General features: G+C 66.8%; 27 protein-coding genes and 1 riboswitch. Of the genes, 9 read left to right on the top strand and 18 right to left on the bottom strand.

Going from position 1 to position 26,085, the window contains the following annotated elements; translation table 11 throughout:
- From cobT to HNE04_RS18160, 11 genes are read right to left on the bottom strand one after another with little or no spacing between them, the layout of a single operon-like run.
- Positions 1–1,056: a nicotinate-nucleotide--dimethylbenzimidazole phosphoribosyltransferase gene (gene cobT, locus HNE04_RS18210; RefSeq protein WP_172222226.1), complete on the bottom strand. Its 1,056-nt coding sequence runs from the start codon at positions 1,054–1,056 to the stop codon at positions 1–3.
- Positions 1,053–2,549 carry a cobyric acid synthase gene (locus HNE04_RS18205; RefSeq protein WP_235965144.1) on the bottom strand — a complete coding sequence of 499 codons (1,497 nt, stop codon included), beginning with the start codon at positions 2,547–2,549 and terminating at the stop codon, positions 1,053–1,055. Before HNE04_RS18205 ends, cobT begins: the two co-directional genes overlap by 4 nt.
- Positions 2,546–3,514 (bottom strand): aminotransferase class I/II-fold pyridoxal phosphate-dependent enzyme, encoded by a 969-nt coding sequence (locus HNE04_RS18200; protein WP_172222223.1) that lies wholly within the window; start codon positions 3,512–3,514, stop codon positions 2,546–2,548. Before HNE04_RS18200 ends, HNE04_RS18205 begins: the two co-directional genes overlap by 4 nt.
- The gene (gene cbiB / locus HNE04_RS18195) at positions 3,508–4,467 is read right to left on the bottom strand and encodes an adenosylcobinamide-phosphate synthase CbiB (RefSeq protein ID WP_172222221.1); all 960 of its coding nucleotides are present in this window, start codon (positions 4,465–4,467) and stop codon (positions 3,508–3,510) included. The genes HNE04_RS18200 and cbiB overlap by 7 nt, the downstream gene beginning before the upstream one ends.
- A gap of 4 nt (positions 4,468–4,471) precedes the next feature.
- Positions 4,472–5,041, bottom strand: coding sequence for a cob(I)yrinic acid a,c-diamide adenosyltransferase (gene cobO, locus HNE04_RS18190; RefSeq protein WP_172222219.1), 570 nt, complete (start codon positions 5,039–5,041; stop codon positions 4,472–4,474).
- A gap of 16 nt (positions 5,042–5,057) precedes the next feature.
- Positions 5,058–5,822 (bottom strand): ABC transporter ATP-binding protein, encoded by a 765-nt coding sequence (locus HNE04_RS18185; protein ID WP_172222217.1) that lies wholly within the window; start codon positions 5,820–5,822, stop codon positions 5,058–5,060.
- On the bottom strand, positions 5,819–6,781 hold the full coding sequence (locus tag HNE04_RS18180; protein WP_172222319.1) for a FecCD family ABC transporter permease: 963 nt from the start codon (positions 6,779–6,781) through the stop codon (positions 5,819–5,821). The genes HNE04_RS18185 and HNE04_RS18180 overlap by 4 nt, the downstream gene beginning before the upstream one ends.
- A gap of 29 nt (positions 6,782–6,810) precedes the next feature.
- The gene (locus HNE04_RS18175) at positions 6,811–7,674 is read right to left on the bottom strand and encodes an ABC transporter substrate-binding protein (RefSeq protein ID WP_172222215.1); all 864 of its coding nucleotides are present in this window, start codon (positions 7,672–7,674) and stop codon (positions 6,811–6,813) included.
- The gene (locus tag HNE04_RS18170; protein ID WP_172222213.1) at positions 7,671–8,243 is read right to left on the bottom strand and encodes a bifunctional adenosylcobinamide kinase/adenosylcobinamide-phosphate guanylyltransferase; all 573 of its coding nucleotides are present in this window, start codon (positions 8,241–8,243) and stop codon (positions 7,671–7,673) included. Before HNE04_RS18170 ends, HNE04_RS18175 begins: the two co-directional genes overlap by 4 nt.
- Complete coding sequence (locus tag HNE04_RS18165) at positions 8,236–9,051, bottom strand: cobalamin-binding protein (protein ID WP_407926608.1); 816 nt, start codon at positions 9,049–9,051, stop codon at positions 8,236–8,238. The genes HNE04_RS18170 and HNE04_RS18165 overlap by 8 nt, the downstream gene beginning before the upstream one ends.
- An 8-nt stretch (positions 9,052–9,059) precedes the next feature.
- Positions 9,060–10,988: a TonB-dependent receptor gene (locus HNE04_RS18160; RefSeq protein WP_172222211.1), complete on the bottom strand. Its 1,929-nt coding sequence runs from the start codon at positions 10,986–10,988 to the stop codon at positions 9,060–9,062.
- 78 nt (positions 10,989–11,066) lie between these two features.
- Positions 11,067–11,311, bottom strand: a riboswitch (cobalamin riboswitch).
- A gap of 37 nt (positions 11,312–11,348) precedes the next feature.
- Here HNE04_RS18160 and HNE04_RS18155 point away from each other — a divergent pair.
- From HNE04_RS18155 to HNE04_RS18140, 4 genes are all read left to right on the top strand, one after another.
- On the top strand, positions 11,349–11,561 hold the full coding sequence (locus tag HNE04_RS18155; RefSeq protein WP_172222209.1) for a DUF904 domain-containing protein: 213 nt from the start codon (positions 11,349–11,351) through the stop codon (positions 11,559–11,561).
- Positions 11,562–11,566: 5 nt separating this feature from the next.
- Complete coding sequence (locus HNE04_RS18150) at positions 11,567–11,908, top strand: cell division protein ZapA (protein WP_172222314.1); 342 nt, start codon at positions 11,567–11,569, stop codon at positions 11,906–11,908.
- Between the two features lie 352 nt (positions 11,909–12,260).
- Complete coding sequence (locus HNE04_RS18145; RefSeq protein WP_172222207.1) at positions 12,261–13,079, top strand: sulfite exporter TauE/SafE family protein; 819 nt, start codon at positions 12,261–12,263, stop codon at positions 13,077–13,079.
- Positions 13,080–13,101: 22 nt separating this feature from the next.
- Complete coding sequence (locus tag HNE04_RS18140) at positions 13,102–14,004, top strand: transglutaminase-like domain-containing protein (RefSeq protein ID WP_172222205.1); 903 nt, start codon at positions 13,102–13,104, stop codon at positions 14,002–14,004.
- A 5-nt stretch (positions 14,005–14,009) separates the two neighbouring features.
- Here HNE04_RS18140 and HNE04_RS18135 read toward each other — a convergent pair whose 3' ends face one another.
- Positions 14,010–14,354 carry an antibiotic biosynthesis monooxygenase family protein gene (locus tag HNE04_RS18135; RefSeq protein WP_172222203.1) on the bottom strand — a complete coding sequence of 115 codons (345 nt, stop codon included), beginning with the start codon at positions 14,352–14,354 and terminating at the stop codon, positions 14,010–14,012.
- Positions 14,355–14,366: 12 nt separating this feature from the next.
- On the bottom strand, positions 14,367–15,446 hold the full coding sequence (locus tag HNE04_RS18130; protein WP_172222200.1) for a cytochrome P450: 1,080 nt from the start codon (positions 15,444–15,446) through the stop codon (positions 14,367–14,369).
- Between the two features lie 153 nt (positions 15,447–15,599).
- On the opposite strand from HNE04_RS18130, the gene HNE04_RS18125 reads away from it, so the two are divergent.
- Complete coding sequence (locus HNE04_RS18125) at positions 15,600–16,286, top strand: ArsR/SmtB family transcription factor (protein ID WP_172222198.1); 687 nt, start codon at positions 15,600–15,602, stop codon at positions 16,284–16,286.
- A gap of 40 nt (positions 16,287–16,326) precedes the next feature.
- Here the strand turns inward: HNE04_RS18125 and HNE04_RS18120 are convergent, their stop codons facing one another.
- The 5 genes from HNE04_RS18120 to HNE04_RS18100 all read right to left on the bottom strand — a co-directional run bounded on the left by HNE04_RS18120 (position 16,327) and on the right by HNE04_RS18100 (position 20,892).
- Positions 16,327–16,524: a hypothetical protein gene (locus tag HNE04_RS18120; RefSeq protein ID WP_172222195.1), complete on the bottom strand. Its 198-nt coding sequence runs from the start codon at positions 16,522–16,524 to the stop codon at positions 16,327–16,329.
- Positions 16,525–16,642: 118 nt separating this feature from the next.
- The gene (locus HNE04_RS18115) at positions 16,643–17,419 is read right to left on the bottom strand and encodes an enoyl-CoA hydratase/isomerase family protein (RefSeq protein WP_172222193.1); all 777 of its coding nucleotides are present in this window, start codon (positions 17,417–17,419) and stop codon (positions 16,643–16,645) included.
- The gene (locus HNE04_RS18110; RefSeq protein WP_172222190.1) at positions 17,416–18,636 is read right to left on the bottom strand and encodes a CaiB/BaiF CoA transferase family protein; all 1,221 of its coding nucleotides are present in this window, start codon (positions 18,634–18,636) and stop codon (positions 17,416–17,418) included. Before HNE04_RS18110 ends, HNE04_RS18115 begins: the two co-directional genes overlap by 4 nt.
- A gap of 32 nt (positions 18,637–18,668) precedes the next feature.
- Positions 18,669–19,637 (bottom strand): Bug family tripartite tricarboxylate transporter substrate binding protein, encoded by a 969-nt coding sequence (locus tag HNE04_RS18105; RefSeq protein ID WP_172222188.1) that lies wholly within the window; start codon positions 19,635–19,637, stop codon positions 18,669–18,671.
- A gap of 25 nt (positions 19,638–19,662) precedes the next feature.
- Positions 19,663–20,892, bottom strand: a complete 1,230-nt coding sequence (locus HNE04_RS18100) for a pyridoxal-phosphate-dependent aminotransferase family protein (RefSeq protein WP_172222185.1) — start codon at positions 20,890–20,892, stop codon at positions 19,663–19,665.
- 116 nt (positions 20,893–21,008) lie between these two features.
- On the opposite strand from HNE04_RS18100, the gene HNE04_RS18095 reads away from it, so the two are divergent.
- From HNE04_RS18095 to HNE04_RS18080, 4 genes are all read left to right on the top strand, one after another.
- Positions 21,009–21,704 carry a GntR family transcriptional regulator gene (locus tag HNE04_RS18095; RefSeq protein WP_172222182.1) on the top strand — a complete coding sequence of 232 codons (696 nt, stop codon included), beginning with the start codon at positions 21,009–21,011 and terminating at the stop codon, positions 21,702–21,704.
- A complete protein-coding gene (locus HNE04_RS18090; RefSeq protein ID WP_172222180.1) occupies positions 21,701–24,763 on the top strand; it encodes an FAD-binding and (Fe-S)-binding domain-containing protein in 3,063 nt (1,020 codons plus the stop codon). The genes HNE04_RS18095 and HNE04_RS18090 overlap by 4 nt, the downstream gene beginning before the upstream one ends.
- A 21-nt stretch (positions 24,764–24,784) precedes the next feature.
- A complete protein-coding gene (locus HNE04_RS18085) occupies positions 24,785–25,231 on the top strand; it encodes a GNAT family N-acetyltransferase (protein WP_172222177.1) in 447 nt (148 codons plus the stop codon).
- Between the two features lie 71 nt (positions 25,232–25,302).
- A complete protein-coding gene (locus HNE04_RS18080) occupies positions 25,303–25,908 on the top strand; it encodes a 3-keto-disaccharide hydrolase (RefSeq protein ID WP_172222174.1) in 606 nt (201 codons plus the stop codon).
- The last annotated feature ends 177 nt before the right edge of the window (positions 25,909–26,085 follow it).

The raw sequence follows: 26,085 nt of genomic DNA, 5'->3' as shown, positions 1-26,085 counted from the left end.
TCAAGTCTGTGCGCCCGAAACGCCCGCCGATTCGAAGCTCGCCATCTCGCGCAGCAGCGCACAGGCCGACACGAGCAGCGGCCAGGCCAATGCCGCGCCCGAGCCCTCGCCCAGCCGCAAGCCCAGGTCCAACAGCGCTCGCGCGGGCTCCTGCCGGCTCGGCCCCAGGTGGCGCAACATCAGCGCGTGGCCGCATTCGCCGGAGCGATGCGAGAACACGCAGCGCTGGGTGACATGCGGGGCGAGCCGGCTCGCCACCAGCACGGCAGCAGTGGAAATGAAGCCATCGACGACGATCACGCGCCGCTGCTCGGCGGCCCGCAGCACCGCGCCGGCCATGGTGGCGATTTCGAAGCCGCCGAACGCGGCGAGCGCCTCCAGCGGCGCTACGGCGTTGGCGTGAAACGCCAGCACGTCCTGCAAGACCTTGCGCTTGCGCTCGATGCCCGCCTCGTCCAGGCCCGTGCCGGCGCCGACGCATTCCCCGAGATCGTGGCCGGTGAGGCGCGCCAGCAGCAGCGAAGCCGCCGAGGTATTTCCGATGCCCATTTCTCCCAGCAGCAACACGTTGCCCGGCAGATCATCCACGAGGGCCCGGCCGTTGGCGATGGCTCGCGCGCATTGATCGGCAGACATGGCCGGACCCACGCGAGAATCCGCGGTGCCGGGCGCGATCTTGCGGATGACCAGGCCCGCCCGCGGAGCGAAGTCGCGCCGCACGCCGCAATCCACCACCGTGAGCGCTAGGCCGTGCTGGCGCGCAAGCACGCTCACTGCCGCGCCCCCGGCCAGGAAGTTCTCCACCATCTGCCCCGTGACTTCACTGGGATAGGCCGACACGCCATGCTGCGCCAAGCCGTGGTCGCCGGCGAACACCACCAGCTGCGGCTGCTGGAGCTCGGGCGTCTCGGTTTCCAGGACCAGGCCGATCTGCAGCGCCAGCTCTTCCAGCCGGCCGAGCGAGCCCAGCGGCTTGGTCTTGTGGTCGATCTTGTGCTGCAGGCGCTGGGCGAGTTGTGGATTGCCGATGTCGGGGATATGCATCTTGGTTGTCATTCCGGGCTTGACCCGGAATCCAGGTTGTTGGCGCGCCCCTGTGGATCCCGGATCAAGTCCGGGATGACAGAGGGAGCGAAATGGCTGTGGATGAAATCGGCCAGGCCGTCGAACACGTCATCCAGCGTCGGCGCCACCGCGCCGAACAGCGCGTGCACGACGCCCGGGTCTTCGAACAGGCCGTGCAGGTAGACGCCCAGCACATTGCCCTGCTCGTTCTGCCAAGCCAGGCCATCCGCCATGACGGGCCGCGCGGCAGGCATGGCCGGGTGTTGCGAGGTCTGGCCGTGGTGGATCTCGTAGCCTGCCGCTGTCACGCCGGTGAGCGCCGCCCAGGTGCCTGCGAGTGCGTCGAAGCGCGCCTGCGTCCGCTTCAGCGTCTTCGCCGGCTCGAACACGGTCACCAGCGGCAGCAGGCCCAGGCCCGGCGCATTACCGTCGATGCCATGGGTGTCGATCAGCGCCTCGCCGAGCATTTGCAGGCCGCCGCAGATCCCCAGCACCGCGCCGCCGCGCTCCGCGTGCTGCGCTATCGCCCGGTCCAGGCCCTGGCCGCGCAGCCACGCCAGGTCGCCGCTGGTGTGCTTGGAGCCCGGCAGGATGATCCAGTCGGCCTGCGCCACGTCGGCCGGGCTGCGCGCCCAGACCAGGCGCACGCCGGGAAGGTTCTTCAAGGGCTGGAACTCGTCCAGGTTGCTGATGCGCGGATAGGCGATGACGGCGATGGTCTTGCTGATGACGCCCGCGGCGGTGCTGCGGTCGTCGAACACGCCGTCCTCTTCGGGCAGTCCGTGCTGCCACCACATGGGCAAGGTTGCCACGGTGGGAATGCCGGTGAGATCCTGCAGCATCTGCGGCGCCGGCGCCAGCAACGAATCATCGCCCCGGAACTTGTTGAGCACGAAGCCGCGGATCAACTTGCGCTGCGCCTCTTCGAGCAATGCCCAGGTTCCGTAGAGATGGGCGAAGGCGCCGCCACGATCGATGTCGGTGACGAGCAGGCAGCGCGCATCGGCATGCTGCGCCACGCGCATGTTCACGATGTCGCTGGATGCGAGGTTGATCTCGGCCGGCGAGCCCGCGCCCTCGATCACCACCACGTCGTTTTCGGCCCGCAGTTCGTCCAGCGCCTTCGCGATAACCGGCCAGACACTGGCGCTGCGGCCACGCCAGGGCATGCGTGAGAGTTCGGCGCTCACCTGGCCGAGCAGCACCACCTGGCTGTGCGTGTCGTGTTCCGGCTTGAGCAGCAGCGGGTTCATGCGCACCTCGGGCTCGGCCCGCGCGGCCAGGGCCTGGAAATACTGGGCGCTGCCGATCTCGCCACCCGCCACGACCCTGGCGTTGTTGCTCATGTTCTGCGCCTTGAAGGGCGCCACCTTCAGGCCCTGGCGTGCGTACCAGCGGCACAGGGCCGTGGCGAGCCAGCTCTTGCCGGCGCCGCTGGTCGTGCCCAGCACCATCACGCATCGCGCCTTTGTCGTCTTTGTCATGCCAGTGACTTCCACGCCTTCTCGAGGGCGTCCTGCACCGCCGGTGGCTGCACGCTCAAGCGTGCGTGGTCCGGCAACCCGAATGAAGCGCAATCGCGCAACTTGATGTCGCGCGCTCGCAGCTGCTCGAGCGACCCGGGCCGGAAGTTGCGGGCCAAAAAGAAATTCGTGTCGCTCGGCAGGCATTCCCAACCCAGGGATTCGCACAGGGCCACTTGGCGCCGTTTCCAATCGCGCAGCGTGCGCAGGCTCTGCGACAGCCACTCCTGCACCGCGGGCTCGCACCAGGCCAGCAGCATGGCGACGCCATGCGAGCCGATGGGCCAGGAAGGCGCCAGGGCCTCCAGCTGCCTGGCAGCCTCGTGGCCGCCGAGCGGTGCGATCGCGTAGGCAGCCCGCACGCCGGTGAGGCCGAGTGCCTTGTTGGGCGTCCAGAGCTGCCAACACCGCGAGAGCAACAACTCTTCACCCGTCGCGGGCGAGCCGGACAGACGCAGCGGCTCATAGGCCCGGTCCAACACCACCGTGGCAGCCCGCAGCCGCGCCAGACCGCGGTCAGCCTGACCCAGCGGGCTGGAAGGATCGCAGTCCCAGGCCAGGTCCGCGCCATCGGACGCACGGGCCAGCTCCAGCCCGTGCGCAAGCGCCGCCTGTGCGTAGTCGCCATAGCCTGGCGAAGGCACCCAGACGCTGCGGCCGCCCTGCCCTCGCACCCACGAGGTCATCCTCATGATGAATTCGCTGCCGCTGGCAGCCAGCACGACGCGCTGCACCGCCACTCGGTGGAAGGCCGCGAGACCGGCCCGCAGTTCCGTGTAGGCGGGATCGGGATAGCGCGTCGGGTCCGCATCCTGCACGGCAAGCAGCGCCGCAGGGCAAGGGCCGCAAGCGTTGCCGTTGCTGGAGAAGTCGTGCAGCGGGATCCCGAGGTAGTCCGGCCCGCCGTGAGCGGCTTGCATCACCATGGCCACTCCTGCGCGATCGCGAAGACGGCCACGGAGGCGATCAGCAGCAGCAAAGCGATGCTGCGCTTGGCGAGTTCGACGGCGCGCCCGGTGTCACCGGCCTGCGCCTGCGCGCCTACTCCGTGCAGCGAGTAGCCGCCGGGCTTTCGCAGCCGCACGCCGAGGGCCAGCGCCATCGCAGCCATGGGCCATCCGCTGTTGGGAGACGGCGTGCGCGCCGCCTCCCGCCGCAGCTGGCGCAGCGGCAGGCCGCCGGCCGACACGGCCAATAGCAAAGCGGTGATCCGGGCCGGCACCCACGACAGCACATCGTCGGCCCGCGCCGCCCATTTGCCCGCCCATTCCCAGTACAGCCCGGCCCGCATATGGCGGTAGCCCCACATGGCGTCGGCCGTGTTGGCGAAGCGATAGACCACGGCGCCGGGCAGGCCGGCCACGACGAACCAGAACATCGGGGCCACCACGGAGTCGTTGAGGTTTTCGGCCAGCGATTCGATGGCGCTCTCGCGCACCTCCTCATCGGTGAGGCGCACGACGTCCCGGCTGACCAGCCGGCCCAGCTGGCGCCGCCCGGCGTGAAGCGAACGCCCGAGCTCGGTCTCCACCGCCGTCACCTCGCTATGCAACATGCGCCAGGAAAACAGGGGCTTCAGCAGCACGCCCAGCAGCAGCCCCGCCACGACCTGCCCCAGGGGCAGGAGAGAAGACTGCAAGAGAAATGCGGCGAGGCCGGCCAGCATCGCGCCACCGTACCAGGCCAGCGCGCCCGCCGAGAAGGCGCGCCAGTCGGCGGCAGCCAGCACCTCGCGCGGAGCGACGCGCCCGCCGAACCAGCCCAGGTACTTGCCCATCCACACCACCGGATGCCAGCGGACCGGCGGCTCGCCGAACGCGCGGTCCAGCCAGAAGGCGAACAGCACGGCGATAACTGCGGTCCAGGGCGCGAGGGCCATATGTTCAGTCCTCGATTCCGCGCTGCGCGGGCACGCCGGCATTGAAGGCGTGCTTGATCTTGGTCATTTCGGTTACCGTATCGGCCAACTCGATGATCTCGGGCGGGCAGCGCCGGCCGGTGATGACCACGTGCACGTCCTTGGGCCGGGCGCGCAAGGTTTGCAGCACATCCTCCAGCGGCAACCAGCCGTAGATCAGGGGATAGGTGAGCTCGTCGAGCACCACGAGGAACAGCTCTCCGCCCAGGATGGATTGCTTGGCCTTCTCCCAGCCCTCCCGAGCCAGCTGGGCCGAGTGTTCCAGGTCCTGGCTCTTCCAGCTGAAGCCGTCTCCCAGGCCCTCGATCGGGATGCCGATCTGCTCGAACATGCGATGTTCGCCGAACCGCGCCGTGGGCACCTTCATGAACTGGTAGATCTTCACGGCCTTGCCGCGCCCGTGCGCGCGCAGGGCCAGCCCGAAGCCCGCCGTGCTCTTGCCCTTGCCGTCGCCGGTGTTCACGATCACCAGGCCGCGCCGCTCGCCTTCCGGCTTCTCGTAAGGCTTGGTGGACGGAGGAGTTTCGATATTCATTTGCGTGGTATTCCTGTCAGTTCGGCAGCGCGACCCATTGCCCGGCCAGCGAGTGCACGACGAGGCGCCGGCCGAACACTTCTTCCAACGCACGGTGCGTCGCAACGTCACCGCAGGCTCCCTGATGGACGACGCGGCCGGCGTCCATCACGACCATTTCGTCGGCGTGCAGCGCCATGGTGATCTCGTGCAGCACGCTCACTGCGGTGCCGCCCGCCTCTACATGCTCGCGCACGATGCGCAGCCAGTCGGCTTGGTGCGGCGGATCGAGGTTGGCCAGCGGCTCGTCCATCAGCAACAGCGGCGCGCCCACCGCCAACGCGCGCGCCAGCAGCACACGCTGGCGCTCGCCGCCGGACAGGTTGCCCAGCGGGCGGTCGCGCCAGTCCCAGGATTGCGTCTGTCGCATCGCGCCCTCCACCGCCGTCTGGTCTTGTGCGTTGGGCGCTCCCAGCCAGGCCTGGTGGGGCAAGCGGCCCAGCATCACGACGTCGCGCGCCAGCAGGTCTTCGGCGCCCGTTTCGTTCTGGCCCAGCCAGGCGATCTGTTGCGCCCGCTCGCGGTGGCTCCAGGCCGGCGCGTCGCGGCCCAGCAATGACACCCGGCCGCGATAAGGCACCAGCTGCGCCACCGCCCGCAGCAAGGTTGTCTTGCCAGCGCCGTTGGGACCGACGATGGCGGTCCAGCGGCCGCTGGGCACGGCCAGGTCGACGCCGTGCAGGACCTCGTTGCGCCCGAGCGTGACGCTCAGGCCTTTTGCCAGGGCCGCGGCGGCGCTCACAGCGGCCTCCGGTGCATCAGCCAGAGCAGATAGCCGCCGCCCAGCACCGCAGTGAGCACGCCCACCGGCAGCTCCTGCGGCGCCAGCAGCCAGCGCGCCAGCACGTCCGCGGCCAGCAGCAGCACGCCGCCGGTCAGTGCGGCCAGCGGCAGCAGCCAGCGGTGGGTGGGCTTGACGGCGGCGCGCACCAGATGCGGCGCCACCAAGCCGATGAAAGCGATCAGCCCGACCTGGGCCACGGCGGCGCCAGTCGCGAGCGCCATGACGCTGACCATGACCACCCGCACCCGCACCAGTGGCACACCCAGGCTCATGGCCGTGGTTTCGCCCAGCGACAGCGCATCCAGCGCTCGGCTGAAGGCGATCGATGCCACCAAGCTCAGGCCGAATACCAAACCGAGCAGAACCACGCTGACCCAGCCCAGGAAACCGGTCGTGCCCAGCAAAAATGCCTGCATCGACCGCATGATGTCGGGCACCCAGAACATCACCAGCGCCGAGAAAGCGCCGAACACCATGCTGACGATCACGCCGGCCAGCAGCAGCCGCAAGGTGTGCTGCACGCCTTTGGCCAAGCCGAGCGTGACGAGCACCGCGACGACCGCGCCCGCAAAGCCCGCACCCGTCAGCCCCAGGTGGGCGGCCCAGCCGGAAGCGGCCACGGGCGAGATGCCGATGGCGACCAGCAGCACCGCGACGCCGAGCGCTGCGCCGGTGGCGCTGCCCAGCAGATAGGGGTCGGCCAGCGGATTGCGGAACAGGCCCTGCGCCACGGCGCCCGCCAGGCCGAGCAAGGCGCCTGCCAGCCAGGCGCCGAGGGTCCGCGGCAAGCGGATGTCCCAAAGGATGGCGAACGATGCATCGCCCGCCCGCTCCCACAGTGGTTCCCAGCCCAGGCTGCCCACGGCCACCCCGCCGATGCAGAGAACGGCGGTCGCCGCCAGCAACAGCAGGCCCAGCGGCGCGGGCGCCCGGTAGCGGATGGTGCTCACCGTGCCCTGCCCTTGAGCGGTCCTTGCAGGCACTGCACCATCAGCTGCGCGGCCTCGGCCATGCGCGGACCCGGCCGCACGAGCACGTCGCCTTGCGCCGGCGTGAACATGCACACGCGGCCGTCGCGGATCGCGCGGACGCGGCCCCATCCCGGGCGGTCCTTCAGGGCCTGGGCGTGGCGGTCCGAGATCATGATGACCTGCGGATCGGCGCGCACCACGAACTCGGGGTTGAGCTTGGGGAACGGACCCAGCTTGCCGGGCACCACGTTGGCCACGCCGATGCGCGCCAGCATTTCGCCGATGAAGGACGATTCGCTCGCTGCGTAGGGGCCGCTATTCACCTCGAAGTACACCGTCGTGCCGCGCAAGGCCGCTGGCAGGCTCTGCGCAGCAAGATTCACTCCGTTATCGATGCGCTCCCACAAGGCTGGCGCGCCGGGCACGTGCAAGACCTGCCCCACTTTGCCCAACACCCGCTGCACGTCCGCCAGTGTCTTGGGCTCCAGCGCGACCACTTTCACGCCCAAGCTCTCGAGACGCGCCATCGCGCGCGACGAAACCGACAGCAGCACGACGTCGGGCCGGAGCGATACGATGATCTCGATGTTGGCGTCTTCGAGCCCGCCCACGCGGGTGAGCTTCTGCGCGGCGGCCGGCCAGTTCGAATAGTTGTCCACGCCGACCAGCCGGTCGCAGGCGCCCAGCTCACACACCATCTCCGTCAGCGAGGGCAAGAGGCTCACGATGCGTTGCGGGGGCTGAGCCAACTCGACGGAAACCCCTCGGTCGTCAGTCACCTGCAGGGCCTGGGCTTGCAGCGCCAGGGCCCACAGCAAGATCCACAGCCACCGCTTCACGAGGACCCCTTAAGCGTGAGCGGCAAACCTGCCGACATCAGCGTGACGCGTTCGCAGGCCGCGGCGGCTTGCTGGTTCAGGCCACCCAGCGCATCGACGAAAGTGCGCACGTCCTTTCCCATCGGGATGACGCCCAGTCCGATCTCGTTGCTGATGAGGACGATGGGGCCGGCGCAGGCGCGCAAGGCGCCGGCGATAGACGCGCCCTCCTCATTTTTTGTTCCCTCCCCCTTTCCCACCGCCGGCATCAGCCGCGCCGTGAGCCACAGGGTGAGGCAGTCCACCACGATCAATGTGTCGGCGCGGCTGTGCTGGCCGATCGCATGTGCGAGCTCCACCGGCTCTTCCACGGTGGTCATGCGCGGCACCCGTTCGGCGCGCTGGCGCTGGTGGCGGGCGATGCGCTCGCGCATTTCCTCGTCCCAGGCTTGCGCGGTCGCTATGTACACCGCACGATGCTGCGGCGATTGGTCGAGCCAGGCGGCGGCCAGGTTTTCGGCGCGCATCGTCTTGCCGCTCTTCTGGCCGCCCAGGATCAACTCGCTGCGTGCGATCCGCAGTTCAGCCATGGGCCTTGCTCCAATTCAACATGATGCGATGCAGTTGCTCCACACCGTCGGTAAGTGCTGCCGGGCCGGGCTGCAGGATGTCGGCGGACTTGATCTCGAACAGCTGCCCGTTCTTCACCGCGTTCACGCCTTGCCAGCCAGGCCGCGCCGCCACCTTCTCGGGGCGGAATTTCTTGCCGCACCACGAGCCGATGATGATGTCGGGATTGCGCCGCACGATCTCGGCGCCGTCGCCGATGATGCGGTCCTTGCCCAGCGACTGCACCGCCAATTCGGGAAAGCAGTCGTCGCCGCCGGCGATGCCCACCAGCTCGGACACCCAGCGGATGCTGCTGATGTGAGGCTCGTCCCACTCCTCGAAGAACACCTTGGGGCGGCGCGGCAAGGCCCGCGCCGCCTGCTCGATGGCCAGCAAGCGTGTTCGCATCTGTTCAAGCAGCTCCAGCCCCCGCTCCACCTGCCCGACGATGGCAGCCACCTGGCACAGCATGGAGAAGATCTCCTCCACGCTGCGCTGGTTGAACACCGTCACCTGCACGCCCTTGCGGATGAGTTCGGCCGCGATGTCGGCCTGCAGGTCCGAGAAGCCGAATACGCAGTCGGGCCGCAGGTCCAGGATCTTGTCGATCTTGGCCGAGAGAAAGGCGCTGACCTTGGGCTTCTCCTCGCGCGCACGGCGCGGCCGCACCGTGTAGCCCGAGATGCCCACGATCCGCGCCTCCTGCCCGAGCAGGTACAGCCATTCCGTTGTCTCCTCAGTCAGGCAGACGATGCGTTGGGGACCAAGGGTAGACACGGACTGCAGCACAAGATCTCCTAGAAGCGCACCCGCACCGCGGCGGTGACCGCCCGCCCGGCCTCGGGGAAGATGGACGCGGTAACGCCGCCGGTGCAGCGGAAGGCTTGGGTGTAGTACTTCTTATCGAAGAGATTGCTGACCCCCAGAGACAGCTCCAATTGCTGCCACTGATAGGCATAGCGTACGTCGGCGGTGGTGTAAGCCGGCACGGTGCAAGCGTTGTCGAAGTCCGGATGCTGCGAGGATACCCAGTTCACGCCGCCCGTGACGCGGTGCCCCGCGCCCGGAGTCCAGTCGGCTCGAACCGAAAGGGTCTTGCCCGGCACCAGGGGCAAGTCGCGGCCGGCATAGGGGCCGGATCGGAACGTCGCCTGACGCACGCTGGCATTGATACGCAGGCCCAGCTCCCGCGTGAGCGCGTGGGCGGCATCCAGCTCCAGGCCCTGGCGGCGGGTCGGATCGAAATTCGTGTTGGCGCCCGGACCGAATGGCCCCGGCGCGTTGGGGTCGAAGCCGATCTCATTCTCGAGCAGGCTACGGTACAGGCGCGCTTCCAGCTTCCCCCCGGTGTACGCCCAGCGCGCGCCCAGCTCCACGTCACGCGAGGTCTGGGGCTCGAGGGCCACGCCAGGCGCGGTAAAGCCGAACTCATCGACATTGGCCAGCCGGAAGCTGCGCCCTGCCCGGCCGTAGACCGTCACGCCGGCGCCGACGGGCTGGCTCGCGCCGAGCTCCCACGCCTTCATGCGGTCGGCAAGCGGCGCCAGGGCGCTGCTGTTGCTCTTGGCGATGCGCTCGGTGCGCAGGCCCGCGCTCAGGCGCGTGCCGCCCGCCAGCGTCACGTCGTCTTTCGCGTACCACGCGCGCGAAACCTGGTCCGCGGTGGAACCGAAGGCGCCGAGCACCTCGCGGCTCCAATGCGCGTAGTCGGTCCCAAACACCAGCACGTTCTTGGCGCCGCCGATACCCGCCTCGTTGCGCGCACGGAGCGAGTAGTTCGTTGCATCGATGTCGAAGTCAAACGGAAAACTGCTGTTCATGCTCCGCAGGCTCTTGTCGCGACGACCGGCATCCGCGGCCAGTTGCCAGCTACCCAGCTGCGCCTCGGCAAAAACGCTGCCGCGCTCGTTGCGAATACTTGCCTTGTCGTCAGGCGTTGTCGTCTGGCGCGGATTAGCCGCGTACTGCGCCGCGGTCAGCCCGCCAGGCAGGCCGGTGTCCAGCGAATCGCGCGCGAAACGTGCGCCCACGCGCAGCCAGTCGTTGGACCACTGGCCGGTCACGGAGGCCGCGTCGGTTTCCGAGCGGAAGTTGTCGCGGTGGTTGTCGCTGTCGCGCTTTTGCCCTGAAACATCCAACGAGAAACCACCACCGGCGACCGTGGCGTTGGCGCGCAGGTCGCGCAGTCCGTAGGTGCCCGCGCCCGCATAGACCGAGGCGCTGTTGCGGCGGTCCTTGCCGGCTCCGGCCTTGGTGGTGATGATGATCACGCCGCCCGTTGCGCCCTCTCCGTACAGCACCGCGCCGCTGCCGCGCAAGACCTCGATGCGCTCCACGGATTCAACGGGGATGCCCGCGAGCCGTGTGCCACCCAGGTCGGCTTCGCTGAAGCGCAGGCCGTCCACGATCACGACCTGGTTGTTATCGGCGGTGACACCGAAGCCCCTCAGGTCCAGGCTGTAGTCGCCGCCACCGAAGAAATCCTGCCGTCCCACGACACCCAGTATGCGCATCAGCGCTTCGTTGATGGTGGTCGCGCCCGAGGCTTGGATCTCCTCGGCCGTGACCACGCTCACGCCCAGGGGCAATGACTGCGCCGGCTCGGCAAAGCGCGTGGCGGTGACCACGGTTTCCTTGAGCGCCGGGGTCTGGGCAAAAGAGGATGGGAATGCGGCGGCGAGCGCCAGCGGAAGCGCAGCTGCGCGAGAAATACGGATAGCGTTCATGATTGACGGAAACGTTTCAATACCCGTACCGGCTTCCCCGCCAGTACATTGGGCGTCACGGCCGCGCGCTCTTTCGGGCGTGCAGCCACCGTGTTGGCCGGTATCCGGGCTGGCGGGTCGACTTCCATCGCCTTCCCAGGCGCGCTGTTCAGACGCGCCCAGTGGCTTCTTGTGATGGAGGCGGAATTTCTTGAGAAAATTCGTCCGCTTACCGTTGCGGGGGCAGCGCAGGTTAGGTACGCCGTTTGCCGGCTTCCCTCCTGCTTCCCGTTGAACTGCGGCATGCGAACCACACCGCGAGCACCAACGACTTTATTTTACGGTTGAAATCTGTCACAAAACCATACAATTGGCCCAGATATGCCCAGTGCCTCCCAAATCGACCAGATTGCGGAACGCGTAGAGCGCCTGCTCGTACGCTACGAGGAACTGCAACGCACCAATGCGCTGCTGGCCGAACAGGTCGAAATGCTCACGAACGAACGCGATTCCCTCAAGTCCCGCCTGTCGGCCGCCCGCTCGCGCGTGGAGGCGCTGCTGGAGCGCCTGCCCGAAATCAAGAGCCCCGCATGAGTGTCCTGAAGCAAGTCGAAGTACAGATCATGGGCCAGAGCTACCTTCTGGGCTGCCCCGATGGCGGCCAGCAGCGGCTTCTGGAGGCGGTGGAGAAAGTCGACACCGCCATGTGCAAGATCCGCGACGCGGGCAAGGTGAAGGCGCGCGACCGCATCGCGGTGCTGGCGGCACTGAACCTGGCCTTTGACGTAAGCGATCGCAACACGTCAGCGCTCCATGCTTCGGGCTTCGCCCAGTCCGAGTTCCCGACCGATGGCAACGGTTACGACGCGAACGATCCCCGGCTCGCAGGCCTTGTCAACCGGCTCGACGACGCGCTGGGCGACGACGGCCGCCTGCTGTGACGGTGTTCACAGTTCGGTTGATTTTTCCCCTGTCAAGCCAAATCTTTTTTGCACGCTGGCAGTGAAGGTATTTCGCCGGCATTGCACCCCGCTGCCCGATGCGAAGACCTACAATGCAAACGTCTGCGGTGCGTGCCGGGCTTTATATTTCCTTGAACCAATGCTCATTGAGCACGGGCTTGGAACATCTCTTGGCTAGCGTGATCGTCTCGCGTCAGATGAACCCAAAGCCAGGCTGACCTCGCCCACCTGAACCCTGGTTCAGGATGCCGGTCCGGTGGCACTTGCAGACACCTTTTTTCGAGAATAAAAATATGCCGCACGCGACGGTGGATTGCGGGTCAAGCCCGCAATGACAATCCTTGAGCCTCTCCTTATCTTCCAACTCGCCCTGCTGGGCATAGGCACCGGTTTTCTCGCCGGCTTGCTGGGCATAGGTGGGGGCATGCTGATGGTGCCGTTCATCACCATCATCCTTTCCAGGCAGGGCGTCGCGCCCGACCTGGCCGTGAAGATGGCGATCGCCACTTCCATGGCCACCATCATCTTCACTTCCGTGTCCAGCGTGCGCGCCCACCACAAGCGCGGCGCCGTGCGCTGGGACATCGTCAGGCGGCTTGCGCCCGGCATCGTGATCGGCAGCATCATCGGCAGCATGGGCGTGTTCGCGCTGCTCAAGGGCTCCTACCTGGCCATCTTCTTCGGCCTGTTCGTGAGTTTCTCGGCCACGCAGATGTTCCTGAACAAAAAGCCCAAGCCGACGCGCCAGATGCCCGGCACCGGCGGCCAATTGGCGGCCGGCGGCTTCATCGGCTTCCTCTCGGGCCTGGTGGGCGCGGGCGGCGGCTTCATCAGCGTGCCCTTCATGACATGGTGCAACGTCGCCATCCACAACGCCGTAGCCACGTCCGCCGCATTGGGTTTCCCGATTGCCGTGGCCAACGTGGCGGGCTACGTGGTCAGCGGCCTCACCGTGCAGAACCTGCCGCCGGCGTCCTTCGGCTACATCTGGCTGCCGGGCCTGGTGGTGATCGCCCTGTGCAGCGTCTTTACGGCGCCGATGGGGGCCAGGGCGGCGCACGCGCTGCCGGTGGACAGGCTCAAGCGTGTGTTCGCGAGTATCCTTTATGCGCTGGCGGCCTACATGTTCTACAAAGGCCTTACCACCTGAAAACGAGCACAATCGGGAGTTCATGACAACTGCCGACAAAGCTTCCCCCATCCGGCTGCGCTACCACGCGGATCTGCAGTACGAAGTGCGCTCGCCCGCGTGCGACTTCATCTTCAACGTGCAGGCCGCGCGCACGGCTGCCCAGCAAGTGGTGAGCGAGAAGCTCGAGATCAGCCAGCCGGTCCCGTCGCAGGCCTTCATCGACACGGCCACCAATTCCAGGTACTTGCGGCTTCGCGCCGAGCAGGGGCCCTTGCGGGTCTATTGCGAAACGGTGGTCGATCTGGTGCATCACCGGGCACCCACGTCGACCCTGGCCGAGGTACCCATCTCCGAGCTGCCGGCCGAAACGCTGCCCTACCTCTATCCCAGCCGGTATTGCCAGTCCGACCGCCTGCATCGCTTCGCCTTCGCCCAGTTCGGCAGTCTCCAGCAGGGCTATGGCCGCGTCCAGGCCATTCGCGACTGGGTCCTCGGCCACGTGGAGTTTGTATCAAACAGCTCCGACGCCAATACCGCGGCCGTCGACACGCTGGTCACCAAGCAGGGCGTCTGCCGCGATTTCGCGCACCTCATGATCGCCTTGTGCCGGGCAGTGAACATCCCGGCGCGTTTCGCCACCGGCATCGACTACGGCGCCGATCCCGTGCTCGGGCCGCCGGATTTTCACGCCTATGTGGAGGCCTACGTCGGCAACCGCTGGTACATGTTCGATCCCTCCGGCACGGCCATCCCCATGGGCTTCATCCGCCTGGCGACGGGCCGCGACGCCGCTGATTGCGCGTTCGCCTCCATCTTCGGCAGCGTGGAATGGCAGAGCCCGCTGATTCACATCGAAGCGATTGCCGGCGCCGACGGCGTCCTCCGGGCGCCGGAGCAGTGCGAAGACGGACTGTCGACGGACCCGGGACCCGACGCGCGCTGAGCTTGTCAGCCGTGCGCCTGCCGGGAATCGGCCGGCGCTTCGTTCCGCTCGTTGAGCCCGTAGTCGCGAACCACTTCAGCAATCCTCAAGCGGTAGTCCTTGAACATCGTCTTGCGGCCGGCCGACTGTGCCGCGCGATGCGCCTCCAGATTGCGCCAGGCCGTCAGGCACGCGTCGTCGCGCCAGAACTGCAGCGACAGCAGCTTGTCGGGATCGGTCAGGCTCTGGAAGCGCTCGATCGAAATGAAGCCCTCCATCTTCACCAGTTCGCTCTTGAGCTCGGCAGCCCAATCCAGATAACCGGCGCGATGCTCGGGATGCGGCCAGACTTCAAAGATGACGGACACCATGGCGTTTTCTCCTCAGTTTGCGAATACGGGGATGCGGGCGTTGGCGAGTGGTCTGAAGCCCGTGCAGGGCCCGAACAGTTCGTCGAGTGGACGCGCCGCGTGCAGCGCCTCAAGGCCGGCGGCGGCGATCTCGATTGCGATGGCGTCGCCCGGGCAGCCATGCGGTCCGGCGCCAAAGCTCATGCTGCGCCGTTCGATGCGGGCTGGGTCGAACACATCGGGGTTGGTGTTGAGGGCCTGATCGCGATTGGCGCTGGCCAGCAGCACCAGTACACCCTGCCCTTGCGCGATCTCCTGTCCCCCGAGGCTGAGGTCGGCCGCGGCGAAGCGGCGCGTGTTCTGGACCGGCGCGTCCCAGCGTGCGACCTCGGCCACGATGGCCCGCCAGTTTTCCGGCGACGCCACCAGCTGCGGCCGATCGCGCAAGAGGCGGACCGTGTTGCCCACCAGGCCCGCCGTGGCGTCCAGGGCCTGCTGCATCATCGCGATCCGGTTGGCGGATTGCACGGCGCCCAGGCCTTGTGACTCGCCCTGCGCCATCAGCTGAATGGCAGCCTCGTTGGCGCGCGCGATCGCCTCGGGCGAAGCCTGTGGCGCGATGCCTTGGACGAACGCCTCCACCCACCGAGTAGTGGCATCCAGCAAGCCCGCCGGAACGCGCAACAGGCGCGCCATCGCCTGGACCGGCAAGGTCGTGAGCAGCGCGTTGGCATCCACGCGGGCAGCCAGATCCAAGGCCGCGGTTGCAGCGGCGTGGGCCACGTCGGCCAGCGAGAATCGGCGAGCTGCTTGCTCCACAGCGGGCTTGTGGCGGACATGAAAATCGCCATCGTTCATGCGAACCAGCCGCGCGAACACCTCGCCCGCCGCAGTGCCTATCAGCGCCCGCGGCACCAGCTCGGCCGGCGGGCGCACCCGCAATGCGGGGTGCCGTAAAGCGGCTTCCACCGTCTCGTGCGTGGCCGCCACCCACAGCCCGAGCCCGCTGTCCAGGTACAGCGGCCGCTCGCGGCGCAGCCGCGCGTAGTACGGGTACGGATCGGGATGAACGACGGCGGCCACCGGGTCCAGTGGTTCTGCGATCTCAGTCATGCGAAGCAGTGTCGCAAGCGCCGCCGTGCTTGTCCAGCATCAACAGTTTGTCTATGATCAAACAATGGAATCGCAGCGCCGAACCGCTTCAAGCAAGATTACGCCCCCTTGGGGGGCAGTGCAGCCGCCTTGGCGGCAAACGTGGGGGCACCCATGAATGAACCCGATCTCGCCCGCATCGCCGCTACCGTGGGCGACCCACGTCGCATCCAGATGCTGGCGCTGCTGATGGAGGGCCGAGCGCTCACCGCCAAGGAGCTGGCGTTGGGTGCGGGCATCGAACCCGCCACGGCCACCTCGCACCTCAAGCGGTTGCTCGACGACGGACTGCTCGAATCCGCCGCTCAGGGGCGGCACAAGTATTTCCGTTTTGCGTCCGAGCAGGTGGCCCAACTGGTGGAGTCGCTGATGCGCGTAGCGCCACGCCGTAAGCCGATTTCCATCCCGAAAAGCGAGGAGGCGATCCGCTCTGCCCGCTTCTGCTACGACCACTTGGCGGGCAGCCTGGGCACCAGCCTGCTGGCCTTGATGCTGCGCAAGGGCTGGCTGCAAAACGACGGCGCCGATGCGAAGCAGCTGGAACTCACGGCGAAGGGCGAAAAGTCGCTGGCCGCATTGGGCCTGGACATACCGGCGGCGCGCCAGCGGCGCCGCCAGTTCGCCTGCCGCTGCCTGGACTGGTCGGAACGGCAGGACCACCTGGGAGGATCACTGGGTGCGGCGCTCGCTGACCACATGGCGGCGGCGCAATGGATAGAGCGGCAGAAGCACAGCCGCGTGGTGCGCATCACGGCATTGGGCCGCGAGCAGTTCAACCGGCTTGGATTGCCCGCCACCTGAGCACGTCGAGCACCAGCTGCGGTTCGGCGAGTTGCACCTCTCAGGCGCCGCCAATGCCCGCCGTTACCTCGCCCGTGCCCTTACACACAGGGCATTCGCCGCTGGCCGTGCGACCGCTGCCGCCGCAGTTGGGGCAGGCTTTCTCGCTCGTGGGCGAGATGGGCAATTCGATGGACGCGCCCGGGTCTTCTTCGCCGGCCACCGATTCGGTCAAGTCGACTTTTTTGCCAATCATCATGTCACCTCTTGAGGGCCATGAAGGCCATTCGACAACAGAACCTCGCGTGCGGCTGCGAACCCGATGCAACAAACCCAGGGATTGGGTAACGAAAGCTCGGCAACCCCCGGCGCCGCGGTCAGCGCCCCTGCCAGGAGGGACTGCGCTTTTCGCAGAAGGCGCTGACGCCCTCGCGAAAATCCTGGCTGCCGTAGGCTCGCTCGATCAGGTCCTGCCCATCCGGCAAGGCCTGAATCAGCAAGCGACTCAGCGCCTGCTTCGTCACCGCTTGTGTGACGGGGGCGAGCGAGGCCAGGCGCCGGCACAGCTGTGCGGCCGCCGCGTCGATCTCCTCACCGTCGACCAACTGCGCCAGGTAGCCGCTGCCCAGCGCCTCCGCGGCCGTCAGGATTTCCGCACCGATCAGCATGCGTTGGACACGCGGCCGGCCGAACGCGGCCACCAGCCGGGCGATATTCGCCATCGACAGGCAATTGCCGAGCGTCTTGGCGATGGGCACGCCGAAACGCGCGGTGGGCGTGGCAATCCGGATGTCGCAGGCCGTGGCGATGGCGAGCCCGCCACCCACTGCCCAACCTTCGACCACCGCCACCGTCGGCATCGGCAGCGCCTCGATGGCGGCCATGCCCTCGTCGATGCGCGCCTCATACGCCACGCCCGCATGGCCGTCCGCAAAATCTTTGAACTGCTCGATGTCGGTGCCGGCCACGAAGGCCTCGCGTCCCGCGCCGCGCATGCAGACCACGCGCACACCGGGCTCGCTGCGCAGGCGCTCACAAATTTCACCCAGCTGCGTGTACATCGTCCAGGTCATGGCGTTGCGTGCCGCCGGCCGGTCGAACACCACCGATGCCACTCCGGCCTCGATGCTCAGGCGAACGGTTCCGTCGCTCATGCCGCGAACGCTCCCTGCGTTTCCAGCCGCGCGCGCTCTTCCTCGTCGATGCCCAGCTCGGCCAGCACTTCGGCCGTGTGTTCGCCCAGCAGCGGCGGATGCCGGCGCACCTGCTGCGGCGTGCCCGAGAGCTTGACCGCAAACCCGATGTTGGGCACCTTGCCTTCGATCGGGTGATCGATATCCATGCGCATGCCGCGCGCACGGGCATGCTCGCTTTCGAAGGCTTGGGGATAGCTGAGGATGGGGCCGGCGGGAATGCCCGCGGCCAGCAGCGTGTCGACCCAGTAGTCCTTGGGACGCTGGCGAAAGGTCTTCTCCAGTTCCTGCTCCAGCGCCGCCCGGTTCGCGAGGCGCAGTGAAATCGTGGGGAAGCGCTCGTCGGCCAGCAGATCGTGCCGGTCGATCACGTTGCAGAGCAGTTGCCAGAGCTTCTGGTTGTTGGCGCCCATCACGAAATACCCATCCGAGCTGGCCATCGCCTGGTACGGCGCGGTCATCTTGTTGGAGGTGCCCAGAGGCTCGGGCTCCTTGCCGGTGCCCCAGTACTCCGAGATGTCCCAGACCGAAAACGCCAACGCTGAATCGAACAGCGACGCGTCCACATGCTGGCCCTGCCCCGTCGATTTCACGCCGATGTAGGCGGCCAGCGTGGCATAGATGGCGAACAGCGCGCAGCCGATGTCGGCGACCGGCACTCCGGCCTTCACCGGGGGACCGCCGGGATAACCCGTCACGCTCATCACGCCCGACATGGCCTGCGCCATCAGGTCGAAGCCCGGGCGGTCGGCCCAGGGGCCGGTCTGGCCGAAACCGGAGATGCTGGTGTAGACCAGCCGCGGGTTGACGACCTTCAGGACTTCATAGCCCAGGCCCAGCCGCTTCATCGCGCCGGGCCGGTAGTTCTCGATCAGGATGTCCGCGTCCTTGGCCATGCGCAACAGCACCGCGCGGCCGGCCTCGGACTTGAGGTTCAGCGTCACGCTGCGCTTGTTGCGGTTCATGTTCAGGAAGCCCATGCTGTCGGGCCCCTTCATCTTGAAGCCCATCGCGCCGCGGGTCTGATCACCGCCGCCGGGCGGCTCGATCTTGATCACGTCGGCGCCCAGGTCGGCCAGCAGCATGCACGCGTAAGGACCGGCCATCACCTGGCTGATGTCCAGCACGCGTACGCCCGCCAGCGGCAGCGGGCGGGCCGCGCCTTCTCCCTTGCTCATCGAATCACCCTTTCAGTTTGTATCCTGCGATGTCAAGAATCGACCTTGACGTTCGCATCCTTGACGACCTTGGCCCATTTCTTCGCCTCGGCCTTGATGAAGGCGCCGAATTTCTCGGTGGAGCCACCGCCGTCCTCGGCGCCGTATTGCTGGAACTTCTCCGCCACGTCGGGCATCAGCAGGATCTTGTTGATGTCCTCGTTCATGCGCTTGGCGATCGGCGTGGGCAGCTTGCCCGGCCCGGCCAGGCCGTACCAAGTGGTGGCCTCGAAGCCGGGAAAGCCCGATTCGGCCATGGTCGGCACGTTGGGGTGGCCCTTGGCGCGCTTTTGCCGCGTCTGCGCGATCGCGATCGCCTTGCCCGACTTCACGTGCGGGGTGGCCGCGGTCATGGTGTCGAAGCTGTACTGGATCTGCCCGCCGATCAGGTCGGTGAGCATCGGGCCCGAACCCTTGTACGGCACGTGGATGGCTTCGACCTTGGCGGCCAGCTTGAACATCTCCAGCGCCAGGTGCTGGGCCGAACCGTTGCCGGCCGAGCCGAACGTGACACGGCCCGGGTTCTTGCGGCACAGTTCGACCAGGTCCTTGACGGTCTTGGCCGGCTGCTGCTCGTTGCAGATCAGCAGGTTGGGAGTGACGCCCACCAGGATCACCGGCGCGAAGTCGCGCTCGACGCTGTAGTTCATCCGGGGCATGAGCGCCGGGGCGATGGCATGGCTGTTGATGTGCGCCATCAGCAAGGTCGTGCCGTCACTGGCCTGCTTGGAGACGTATTCGGCTGCGATCATGCCGGCGGCACCCGCCTTGTTTTCCACGATGACGGTGGTGTTCCACATCGCCTGCAGCTTTTGCGCGATGACCCGCGCCAGTATATCGGTGCCGCCGCCCGGGGCGAAGCCGACGACGATGCGGATCGGCCCGTTCGGCAGGTTCTGTGCGCCAAGCATGGGCACGGCGAGCGAGGCGGCCGCTCCGGCGACGAAGGTTCTGCGTTGCATGGTTGTCTCCTTTGAGTGTTGGAAATCAGGCTGCCTTTTGCATCGGCAAACGCGCCGGATGCGAGGCGAAAAATTCCATGGCGGCCTGCACGCCCGAGCCGGCGAGCTTCACGCCCGCGAGCTTCAGGCCCATCTCGCAGCCGGCCAGCGCGGCCATCAGCGTGAGGTCGTTGCAGTCGCCCAGGTGGCCGATGCGGAACATGCGGCCCTTGACCTTGCCCAGGCCCGTGCCCAGGGAACAATCGAACCGGTCGTAGATGATCTTGCGCACCGCGTCGGCATCCACACCCTCGGGCGTGATGACGCCCGTGAGCACCGGCGAATAGACCGCGGGGTCGGCGCACTGGATCTCCAGGCCCCAGGCCTTGACGCCGGCACGCACGCCTTCGCCCCAGCGCTCATGCCGGGCGAACACCGCGGGCAGCCCGCCATGCTCGGGGGCCAGCAGCATGTCGCAGGCCTCGGCCAGGCCATACAACAGGTTGGTGTTGGGCGTGTAGGGCCAGTAGCCCGTCTTGTTCATCTCGATGATTTCGTCCCAGGCCCAGAAGGCCTTGGGCAGCTTCGCCTTCTTGCTTGCTTCGATGGCCTTGGGCGACAAGGCGTTGAAGCTGATGCCCGGCGGCAGCATCAGGCCTTTTTGCGAGCCGCTGATGGTGACGTCGACGCCCCACTCGTCATGCTTGTACTCGGCCGAAGCCAGGCCGGAGATGCTGTCCACCAGCAGCAAGGCCGGATGCTTTGCCGCGTCGATGGCCTTGCGCACCGCGACGATGTTGCTGGTGACGCCGGTGGACGTTTCGTTGTGGACCACGCACACGGCCTTGATGGCGTGCTGGGTGTCGGCCTTCAGCCGCGCCTCGATCATGTCGGCCTGCACACCGCGCCGCCATCCCTCGGTGCCCGGCAAGCCGATGAACTCGGTCTTCAGGCCCAGCCGCATGGCCATCTTGTTCCACAGGCTGGCGAAGTGCCCCGTCTCGTACATCAGCACCTGATCGCCCGGGCTCAGCACGTTGCAGAGCGCCGCCTCCCAGGCCCCGGTGCCCGAGGCCGGATAGATGATCACCGGATGCTTGGTCTGGAAGATCTGCTGGATGCCCTTGAGCACGCGCAGGCCCAGCGCGCCGAACTCCGGCCCGCGATGGTCGATGGTGGGCAGGCTCATGGCCCGCAGGATGCGGTCGGGCACGGGCGACGGGCCGGGGATCTGGAGGAAGTGGCGCCCGGTGGGGTGGAAGTCGAGTGTCAGCATGGATGGCTCAGGTTCGGGAATTCCCGGAGATTTTTGCATACAAAATTTCAATGTCAAGAAGATATCTCTCCAGGGAAACCCTTTACACGCTGGTTTTTTGCATACAAAATAGCCACATGACCGCCGACATCATTTCAATTCCTCGCGCCGCCTTGCATGAACAGGTGGCCCACCGCCTGCGCCAGATGTTGGTGGAAAACCGCATAGCCCCAGGCGCCAAGCTCAATGAACGGGAACTGGCTGAGGTGCTGCAGGTTTCCCGCACGCCCCTTCGCGAAGCGATCAAGATGCTCGCTGCCGAGGGGCTGGTCGAGCTGCTGCCCAATCGCGGCGCGATCGCGGTGTCGCTGAGCGAGACCGACGTGCTCAATACCTTCGAGGTGATGGCCGGCCTGGAGGCGCTGTCGGGGGAACTGGCCGCGCAGCGCATCACCGACGAGGAGATGGCCGAGATCAAGGCCATGCACTTCGAGATGATGGCCGCGTACACCCGAGGCGACCTCTCCAACTACTACCGCATCAATGCGCAGATCCACCGCGCCATCAATGCGGCGGCCAAGAACCCGGTGCTCACGAGCACTTACAACCAGGTCAATGCCCGTCTCCAGGCGCTGCGCTTCCGCTCCAACCAGGATGGCGAGAAATGGAAGCGCGCCATGAAGGAGCACGAGAGGATGATCGCCGCGCTCGAGGCGCGCGACGCCGCCGCCATGCGCGAGGTCCTGTTGAACCATCTGCACAACAAGCGCGACGTCGTCATCGACCAGTTGCGGCAGGGCGACGCAACTCCCGCTTCGGGGGTGGCGCAATGAACGCCCCGCTCCCGCTCAAAGTGGCGCAAGGCGCTGCAGGCCAGGTCTACGACACTGTTGCCCGGGACAGCAACGAAGTGGCGGGGCTGCTGGCCCGGCGCCTGTCCAAAGAGACCAAGGGCGAGGTGCTGTTCTCCCCCGCGGACCGGGGCCGTTACTCCACCGACGCCTCCATCTACCAGATCATGCCGGTCGGCGTGTTCGTGCCGAGCGGCGGCGACGACGTCAAGCTGGCCCTGGACATCTGCCGCGACCTCAAGGTGCCCATCGTCGCGCGCGGCGCGGGCACCAGCCAGTGCGGCCAGACGGTCGGCGCGGGTCTGGTCATCGATCACACCAAGCATGTCCGCAAGATCCTGCACTTCGATGCGCACGCGCGTCTGGCCGAAGTCGAGCCGGGCATGGTGCTCGACCACCTGAACCTGGCGCTGAAAAAACTCGGCCTGTGGTTTCCCGTGGACGTGTCGACCAGCGCGCAGGCCACGCTCGGCGGCATGGCGGGCAACAACTCCTGCGGCAGCCGCAGCATCGCCTACGGCAACATGGTGCACAACGTGATCGGCGCGCAGGCCTGGACATCCGATGGCGAGCTGCACCGCTTCGGGCGCTATGAGGACAGCGTGGGCCGCGCGCGCGACATCGGCGACCGCGTCAGGGATCTGGCCGCGCAGCTGGCCCCCGAAATCGACAAGCGCTGGCCCAAGGTGATGCGGCGCGTCGGCGGCTACAACCTCGACATCTTCCACAACCAGAGCGAGCGGCCCTACACGCCCAACGGCGCCGTCAACCTGGCCCATCTGCTCGTGGGCAGCGAGGGCACGCTGGCGTTGACGCGCTCGCTCACGCTGCAGCTGGCCGAGCTGCCCAAGGCCAAGGTGCTGGGCGTGGTGAACTTCCCGACCTTCTACAAGGCCATGGACAGCGCCCAGCACATCGTCAAGCTGGGCACGGACGGCACCCTGACGGCGGTGGAGCTGGTCGATCGCACCATGATCGACCTGTCGCTGCAGAACCCGGCGTTCGCGCCCGTCATCCGCACCGCCGTGATCGGCCAGCCCGATGCGGTGCTGCTGGTGGAGTTCTCCGGCAGCGACAAGGCCGCGCTGGTGCGCAAGCTCCAGCAACTGGTCGAGCTGATGGGCGACCTGGGCCTGCCGGGCTCGGTCGTGCAGATGACCGATGACGCGCCCCAGAAGAACCTGTGGGAAGTGCGCAAGGCCGGCCTGAACATCATGATGAGCCTCAAGGGCGACGGCAAGCCGGTGAGCTTCATCGAGGACTGCGCCGTGCCGCTGGAGCACCTGGCCGAATACACCGACGCGTTGACCCAGGTGTTCCGCAAGTACGGCAGCAAGGGCACCTGGTACGCCCATGCCTCGGTGGGCACCCTGCACGTGCGGCCGATCCTGGACATGCGCACCGGCGGCGCGCCGAAGATGCGGGCCATCGCCGAGGAAGCCTCCGCCCTGGTGCGCAAGTTCAAGGGCGCGTACAGCGGCGAGCATGGCGACGGCCTGTGCCGCGGCGAATGGATAGGCTGGCAGTTCGGGCCCAAGATCAATGAAGCCTTCGCCGAGATCAAGAACCTGTTCGATCCGCAAGGCCTGCTCTGCCCGAAGCGCATCATCGATCCGCCGCGCATGGACGACACGCGGCTCATGCGGTTTTCGCCGGCCTACAAGGTCATCCCCTTGAAAACTGCGCTGGACTGGAGCGCCTGGGACGTGCAGAACGATCCCGCGACCGAGCGCATTTCACCGCCCGGAAGCGGCGGCGACCCGGCCGGCGGGTTCGCCAAAGCCGTGGAGATGTGCAACAACAACGGGCATTGCCGCAAGTTCGACGCGGGCACCATGTGCCCGAGCTACCGCGTCACCCGCGACGAGAAACACCTCACGCGCGGGCGCGCCAACACGCTGCGGCTGGCGCTGTCCGGCCAGCTGGGTCCGCAGGGGCTGGCGAGCGACGAGGTCCGGGAAGCGATGGACCTGTGCGTGAGCTGCAAGGGTTGCAAGCGGGACTGCCCCACCGGGGTGGACATGGCGAAGATGAAGATCGAATTCCTGCATCACGACAGGAAGAAGAACGGCTACTCGTTCAAGGACAAGCTGATCGCACGGCTGCCCGACTATGCGCACCGTGCCGCTTCCATCGCCTCGCTCTTGAACCTGCGCAACCGCAGCCCCTTCCTGGCGCGCCTGGGCGAGAAGTTTCTCGGTTTTTCGGCGCGGCGCAGCCTGCCCGCCTGGCGGCCCAAGCACTTCTTCAACGACACGCCGAATACGGCCACCCGCGAGGAAGTCCTGGCGGCGGCCAAGCCGGTCGTGCTGTTCGTCGATACCTTCAACGGTTTCTTCGAGTCGGTGAACGCGCGCTCGGCGCTCAAGGTCTTGCAAGCCGCGGGCTATACGGTCCATGTCGCCGCCAAGGCCAGGCCGGACGGCAAGCACTTGTGCTGCGGCCGGACCTACCTGGCCAGCGGGATGGTCGAAGAAGCGCGGGCCAAGGCGCGCGAAGTCATCGAGTCGCTCCTGCCGTTCGCCGAAAAGTTCATCCCCATCGTCGGCTTGGAACCTTCCTGCTTGCTGACGCTGCGTGACGAGATGCTGTCCATGGGCCTGGGCGCGCCCGCGCAGGTGGTGGCCGCGCAGGCCCTGTTGTTCGAGGAATTCCTGGCTCGCGAGAACCAGGCCGGCCGGCTGGATGGCCTGCGCCGGAAGCTGCGTCCGCTGGACAAGCGCGTGCTGCTGCACGGCCACTGCCATCAGAAGGCGTTCGCCGCGGTAACGCCGATCGTCGAGGTCCTCAAGCTGATTCCCGGCGTGCAGCCCGAGCTGATAGAAAGCAGCTGCTGCGGCATGGCGGGCAGCTTCGGCTACGAGGCCAAGCACTATGAGGTCTCCATGCAGATGGCCGAGCTGAGCCTCTTGCCGGCGGTGCGCAAATACCCCGGCGCCATCGTCATCGCCGACGGCACCAGTTGCCGCCACCAGATCCAGGACGGGGCGCAGCGCGAATCGGTCCATGCGGCAGTGCTGCTGGCCAGCCAGATCGCCTGAGTCGGCGGCAGAATGGGAGGCATGTCTTTACCGATCATCCGTTCCGCCCTGCCCGCCGACGAAGCCGCCTGGCGCGGTCTGTGGCGCGGCTACTGCGACTTCTATGGCGCGAGCCTGGGAGACGCCGTCACCGACCGTACCTGGAAGCGCATCCTGGATCCCGACTCCGCCATCATGTGCGTCGTGGCCGAAGTGGATGGCCAGGTGTACGGCTTCGCCAACTGCGTGGTGCACGAGAACACCTGGGAGACGCAGCCGGTGTGCTACCTGGAAGACCTGTTCGTGCTTCCTTCCGCCCGCGGGCACGGGATCGGCAAGGCGCTGATCGAGTGGCTGCGCAACGCCATGCGGGCCGAGGGCTGGGCCCGTCTGTATTGGATGACACGCGAGGACAACGCTAGCGTGCGCAAGCTTTACGACCAGTTCGCGCAGGCCGATGGCTTCGTGCGCTACGTGATCAAGCGATAGCAGGCAACACGCAGCCGAAGCTTGATGCTATAAAACGAGTCCCGCTCGGCAAGAGCAATGAAAGGCCGTGTATGACCCGACTTCCTTCCTTTGCCGCGGCTTCGCTGCTGGCCGCCCTGTCCATCGTTGGCTGCACGAGCACACCCCCGGTCGCGACCACCGGATGGGAGACGCTGATCGACGGGAACACGGGGTTGAACAACTGGAGCAGCATAGGCGGTGGCAATTGGCGTGCCCAGGATGGCGCCATCGTGGCCGACAACAAGCTCAGCAGCGATTCCGCGTACCTGGTGACCCACAATCCGTACAAGGATTTCCAAATCCGCACTGAGTTCTGGGTTACCTCGGACACCAACAGCGGCATCTACATGCGCTGTGCCGACGTGAGGCCCATCACGGACCGCACCTGCTACGAGGCCAACATCTTCGACCGCCGCCCCGACCCGGCCTTCGGCACGGGTGCCGTCGTCCACCTGGCCAAGGTCGTGCCCATGCCCAAGGCGGCCGGCAAGTGGAACACCTATGACATCACCGTCAAAGGCAACCGCATCACGGTGATGCTCAACGGCGTGAAAACCGCGGAAGTCGAAGACAGCCGGCGCGCGAGCGGACCCATCGCCCTGGAATACGCCGGCGGTGTGGTGAAATTCCGCAAGTTCCAGATCCGGCAGCTGTAGCGATGTACCGCCTGCACTGCTTCAGCCAATCGGGCAACAGCTTCAAGGTCGTATTCTTCCTGCGCGCGCTGCGCCAGCCCTGGGAGGCTCCGCTTCATCGTCGGCGACGCGCCCACCATCGCCGATTTCTCCATGTCGGCTTACTTGCACTACCCGTCCGAAGAGAGCGGCTACGCC

It is taken from the genome of Caenimonas soli (assembly GCF_013155545.1).
In the GTDB taxonomy this organism is placed as follows: domain Bacteria; phylum Pseudomonadota; class Gammaproteobacteria; order Burkholderiales; family Burkholderiaceae_C; genus Ramlibacter; species Ramlibacter soli.
This window is presented reverse-complemented; position numbering and strand designations above follow the sequence as displayed.

Bases quoted from the DNA above. Each gene is read 5' to 3' on its own strand.
- cobT (WP_172222226.1), bottom strand. From the start codon at position 1,056: ATGACAACCAAGATGCATATCCCCGACATCGGCAATCCACAACTCGCC.
- HNE04_RS18205 (WP_235965144.1), bottom strand. From the start codon at position 2,549: ATGACAAAGACGACAAAGGCGCGATGCGTGATGGTGCTGGGCACGACC.
- HNE04_RS18200 (WP_172222223.1), bottom strand. From the start codon at position 3,514: ATGGTGATGCAAGCCGCTCACGGCGGGCCGGACTACCTCGGGATCCCG.
- cbiB (WP_172222221.1), bottom strand. From the start codon at position 4,467: ATGGCCCTCGCGCCCTGGACCGCAGTTATCGCCGTGCTGTTCGCCTTC.
- cobO (WP_172222219.1), bottom strand. From the start codon at position 5,041: ATGAATATCGAAACTCCTCCGTCCACCAAGCCTTACGAGAAGCCGGAA.
- HNE04_RS18170 (WP_172222213.1), bottom strand. From the start codon at position 8,243: ATGGCTGAACTGCGGATCGCACGCAGCGAGTTGATCCTGGGCGGCCAG.
- HNE04_RS18160 (WP_172222211.1), bottom strand. From the start codon at position 10,988: ATGAACGCTATCCGTATTTCTCGCGCAGCTGCGCTTCCGCTGGCGCTC.
- HNE04_RS18155 (WP_172222209.1), top strand. From the start codon at position 11,349: ATGCCCAGTGCCTCCCAAATCGACCAGATTGCGGAACGCGTAGAGCGC.
- HNE04_RS18145 (WP_172222207.1), top strand. From the start codon at position 12,261: ATGACAATCCTTGAGCCTCTCCTTATCTTCCAACTCGCCCTGCTGGGC.
- HNE04_RS18140 (WP_172222205.1), top strand. From the start codon at position 13,102: ATGACAACTGCCGACAAAGCTTCCCCCATCCGGCTGCGCTACCACGCG.
- HNE04_RS18135 (WP_172222203.1), bottom strand. From the start codon at position 14,354: ATGGTGTCCGTCATCTTTGAAGTCTGGCCGCATCCCGAGCATCGCGCC.
- HNE04_RS18130 (WP_172222200.1), bottom strand. From the start codon at position 15,446: ATGACTGAGATCGCAGAACCACTGGACCCGGTGGCCGCCGTCGTTCAT.
- HNE04_RS18125 (WP_172222198.1), top strand. From the start codon at position 15,600: ATGAATGAACCCGATCTCGCCCGCATCGCCGCTACCGTGGGCGACCCA.
- HNE04_RS18120 (WP_172222195.1), bottom strand. From the start codon at position 16,524: ATGATGATTGGCAAAAAAGTCGACTTGACCGAATCGGTGGCCGGCGAA.
- HNE04_RS18115 (WP_172222193.1), bottom strand. From the start codon at position 17,419: ATGAGCGACGGAACCGTTCGCCTGAGCATCGAGGCCGGAGTGGCATCG.
- HNE04_RS18110 (WP_172222190.1), bottom strand. From the start codon at position 18,636: ATGAGCAAGGGAGAAGGCGCGGCCCGCCCGCTGCCGCTGGCGGGCGTA.
- HNE04_RS18105 (WP_172222188.1), bottom strand. From the start codon at position 19,637: ATGCAACGCAGAACCTTCGTCGCCGGAGCGGCCGCCTCGCTCGCCGTG.
- HNE04_RS18100 (WP_172222185.1), bottom strand. From the start codon at position 20,892: ATGCTGACACTCGACTTCCACCCCACCGGGCGCCACTTCCTCCAGATC.
- HNE04_RS18095 (WP_172222182.1), top strand. From the start codon at position 21,009: ATGACCGCCGACATCATTTCAATTCCTCGCGCCGCCTTGCATGAACAG.
- HNE04_RS18090 (WP_172222180.1), top strand. From the start codon at position 21,701: ATGAACGCCCCGCTCCCGCTCAAAGTGGCGCAAGGCGCTGCAGGCCAG.
- HNE04_RS18085 (WP_172222177.1), top strand. From the start codon at position 24,785: ATGTCTTTACCGATCATCCGTTCCGCCCTGCCCGCCGACGAAGCCGCC.
- HNE04_RS18080 (WP_172222174.1), top strand. From the start codon at position 25,303: ATGACCCGACTTCCTTCCTTTGCCGCGGCTTCGCTGCTGGCCGCCCTG.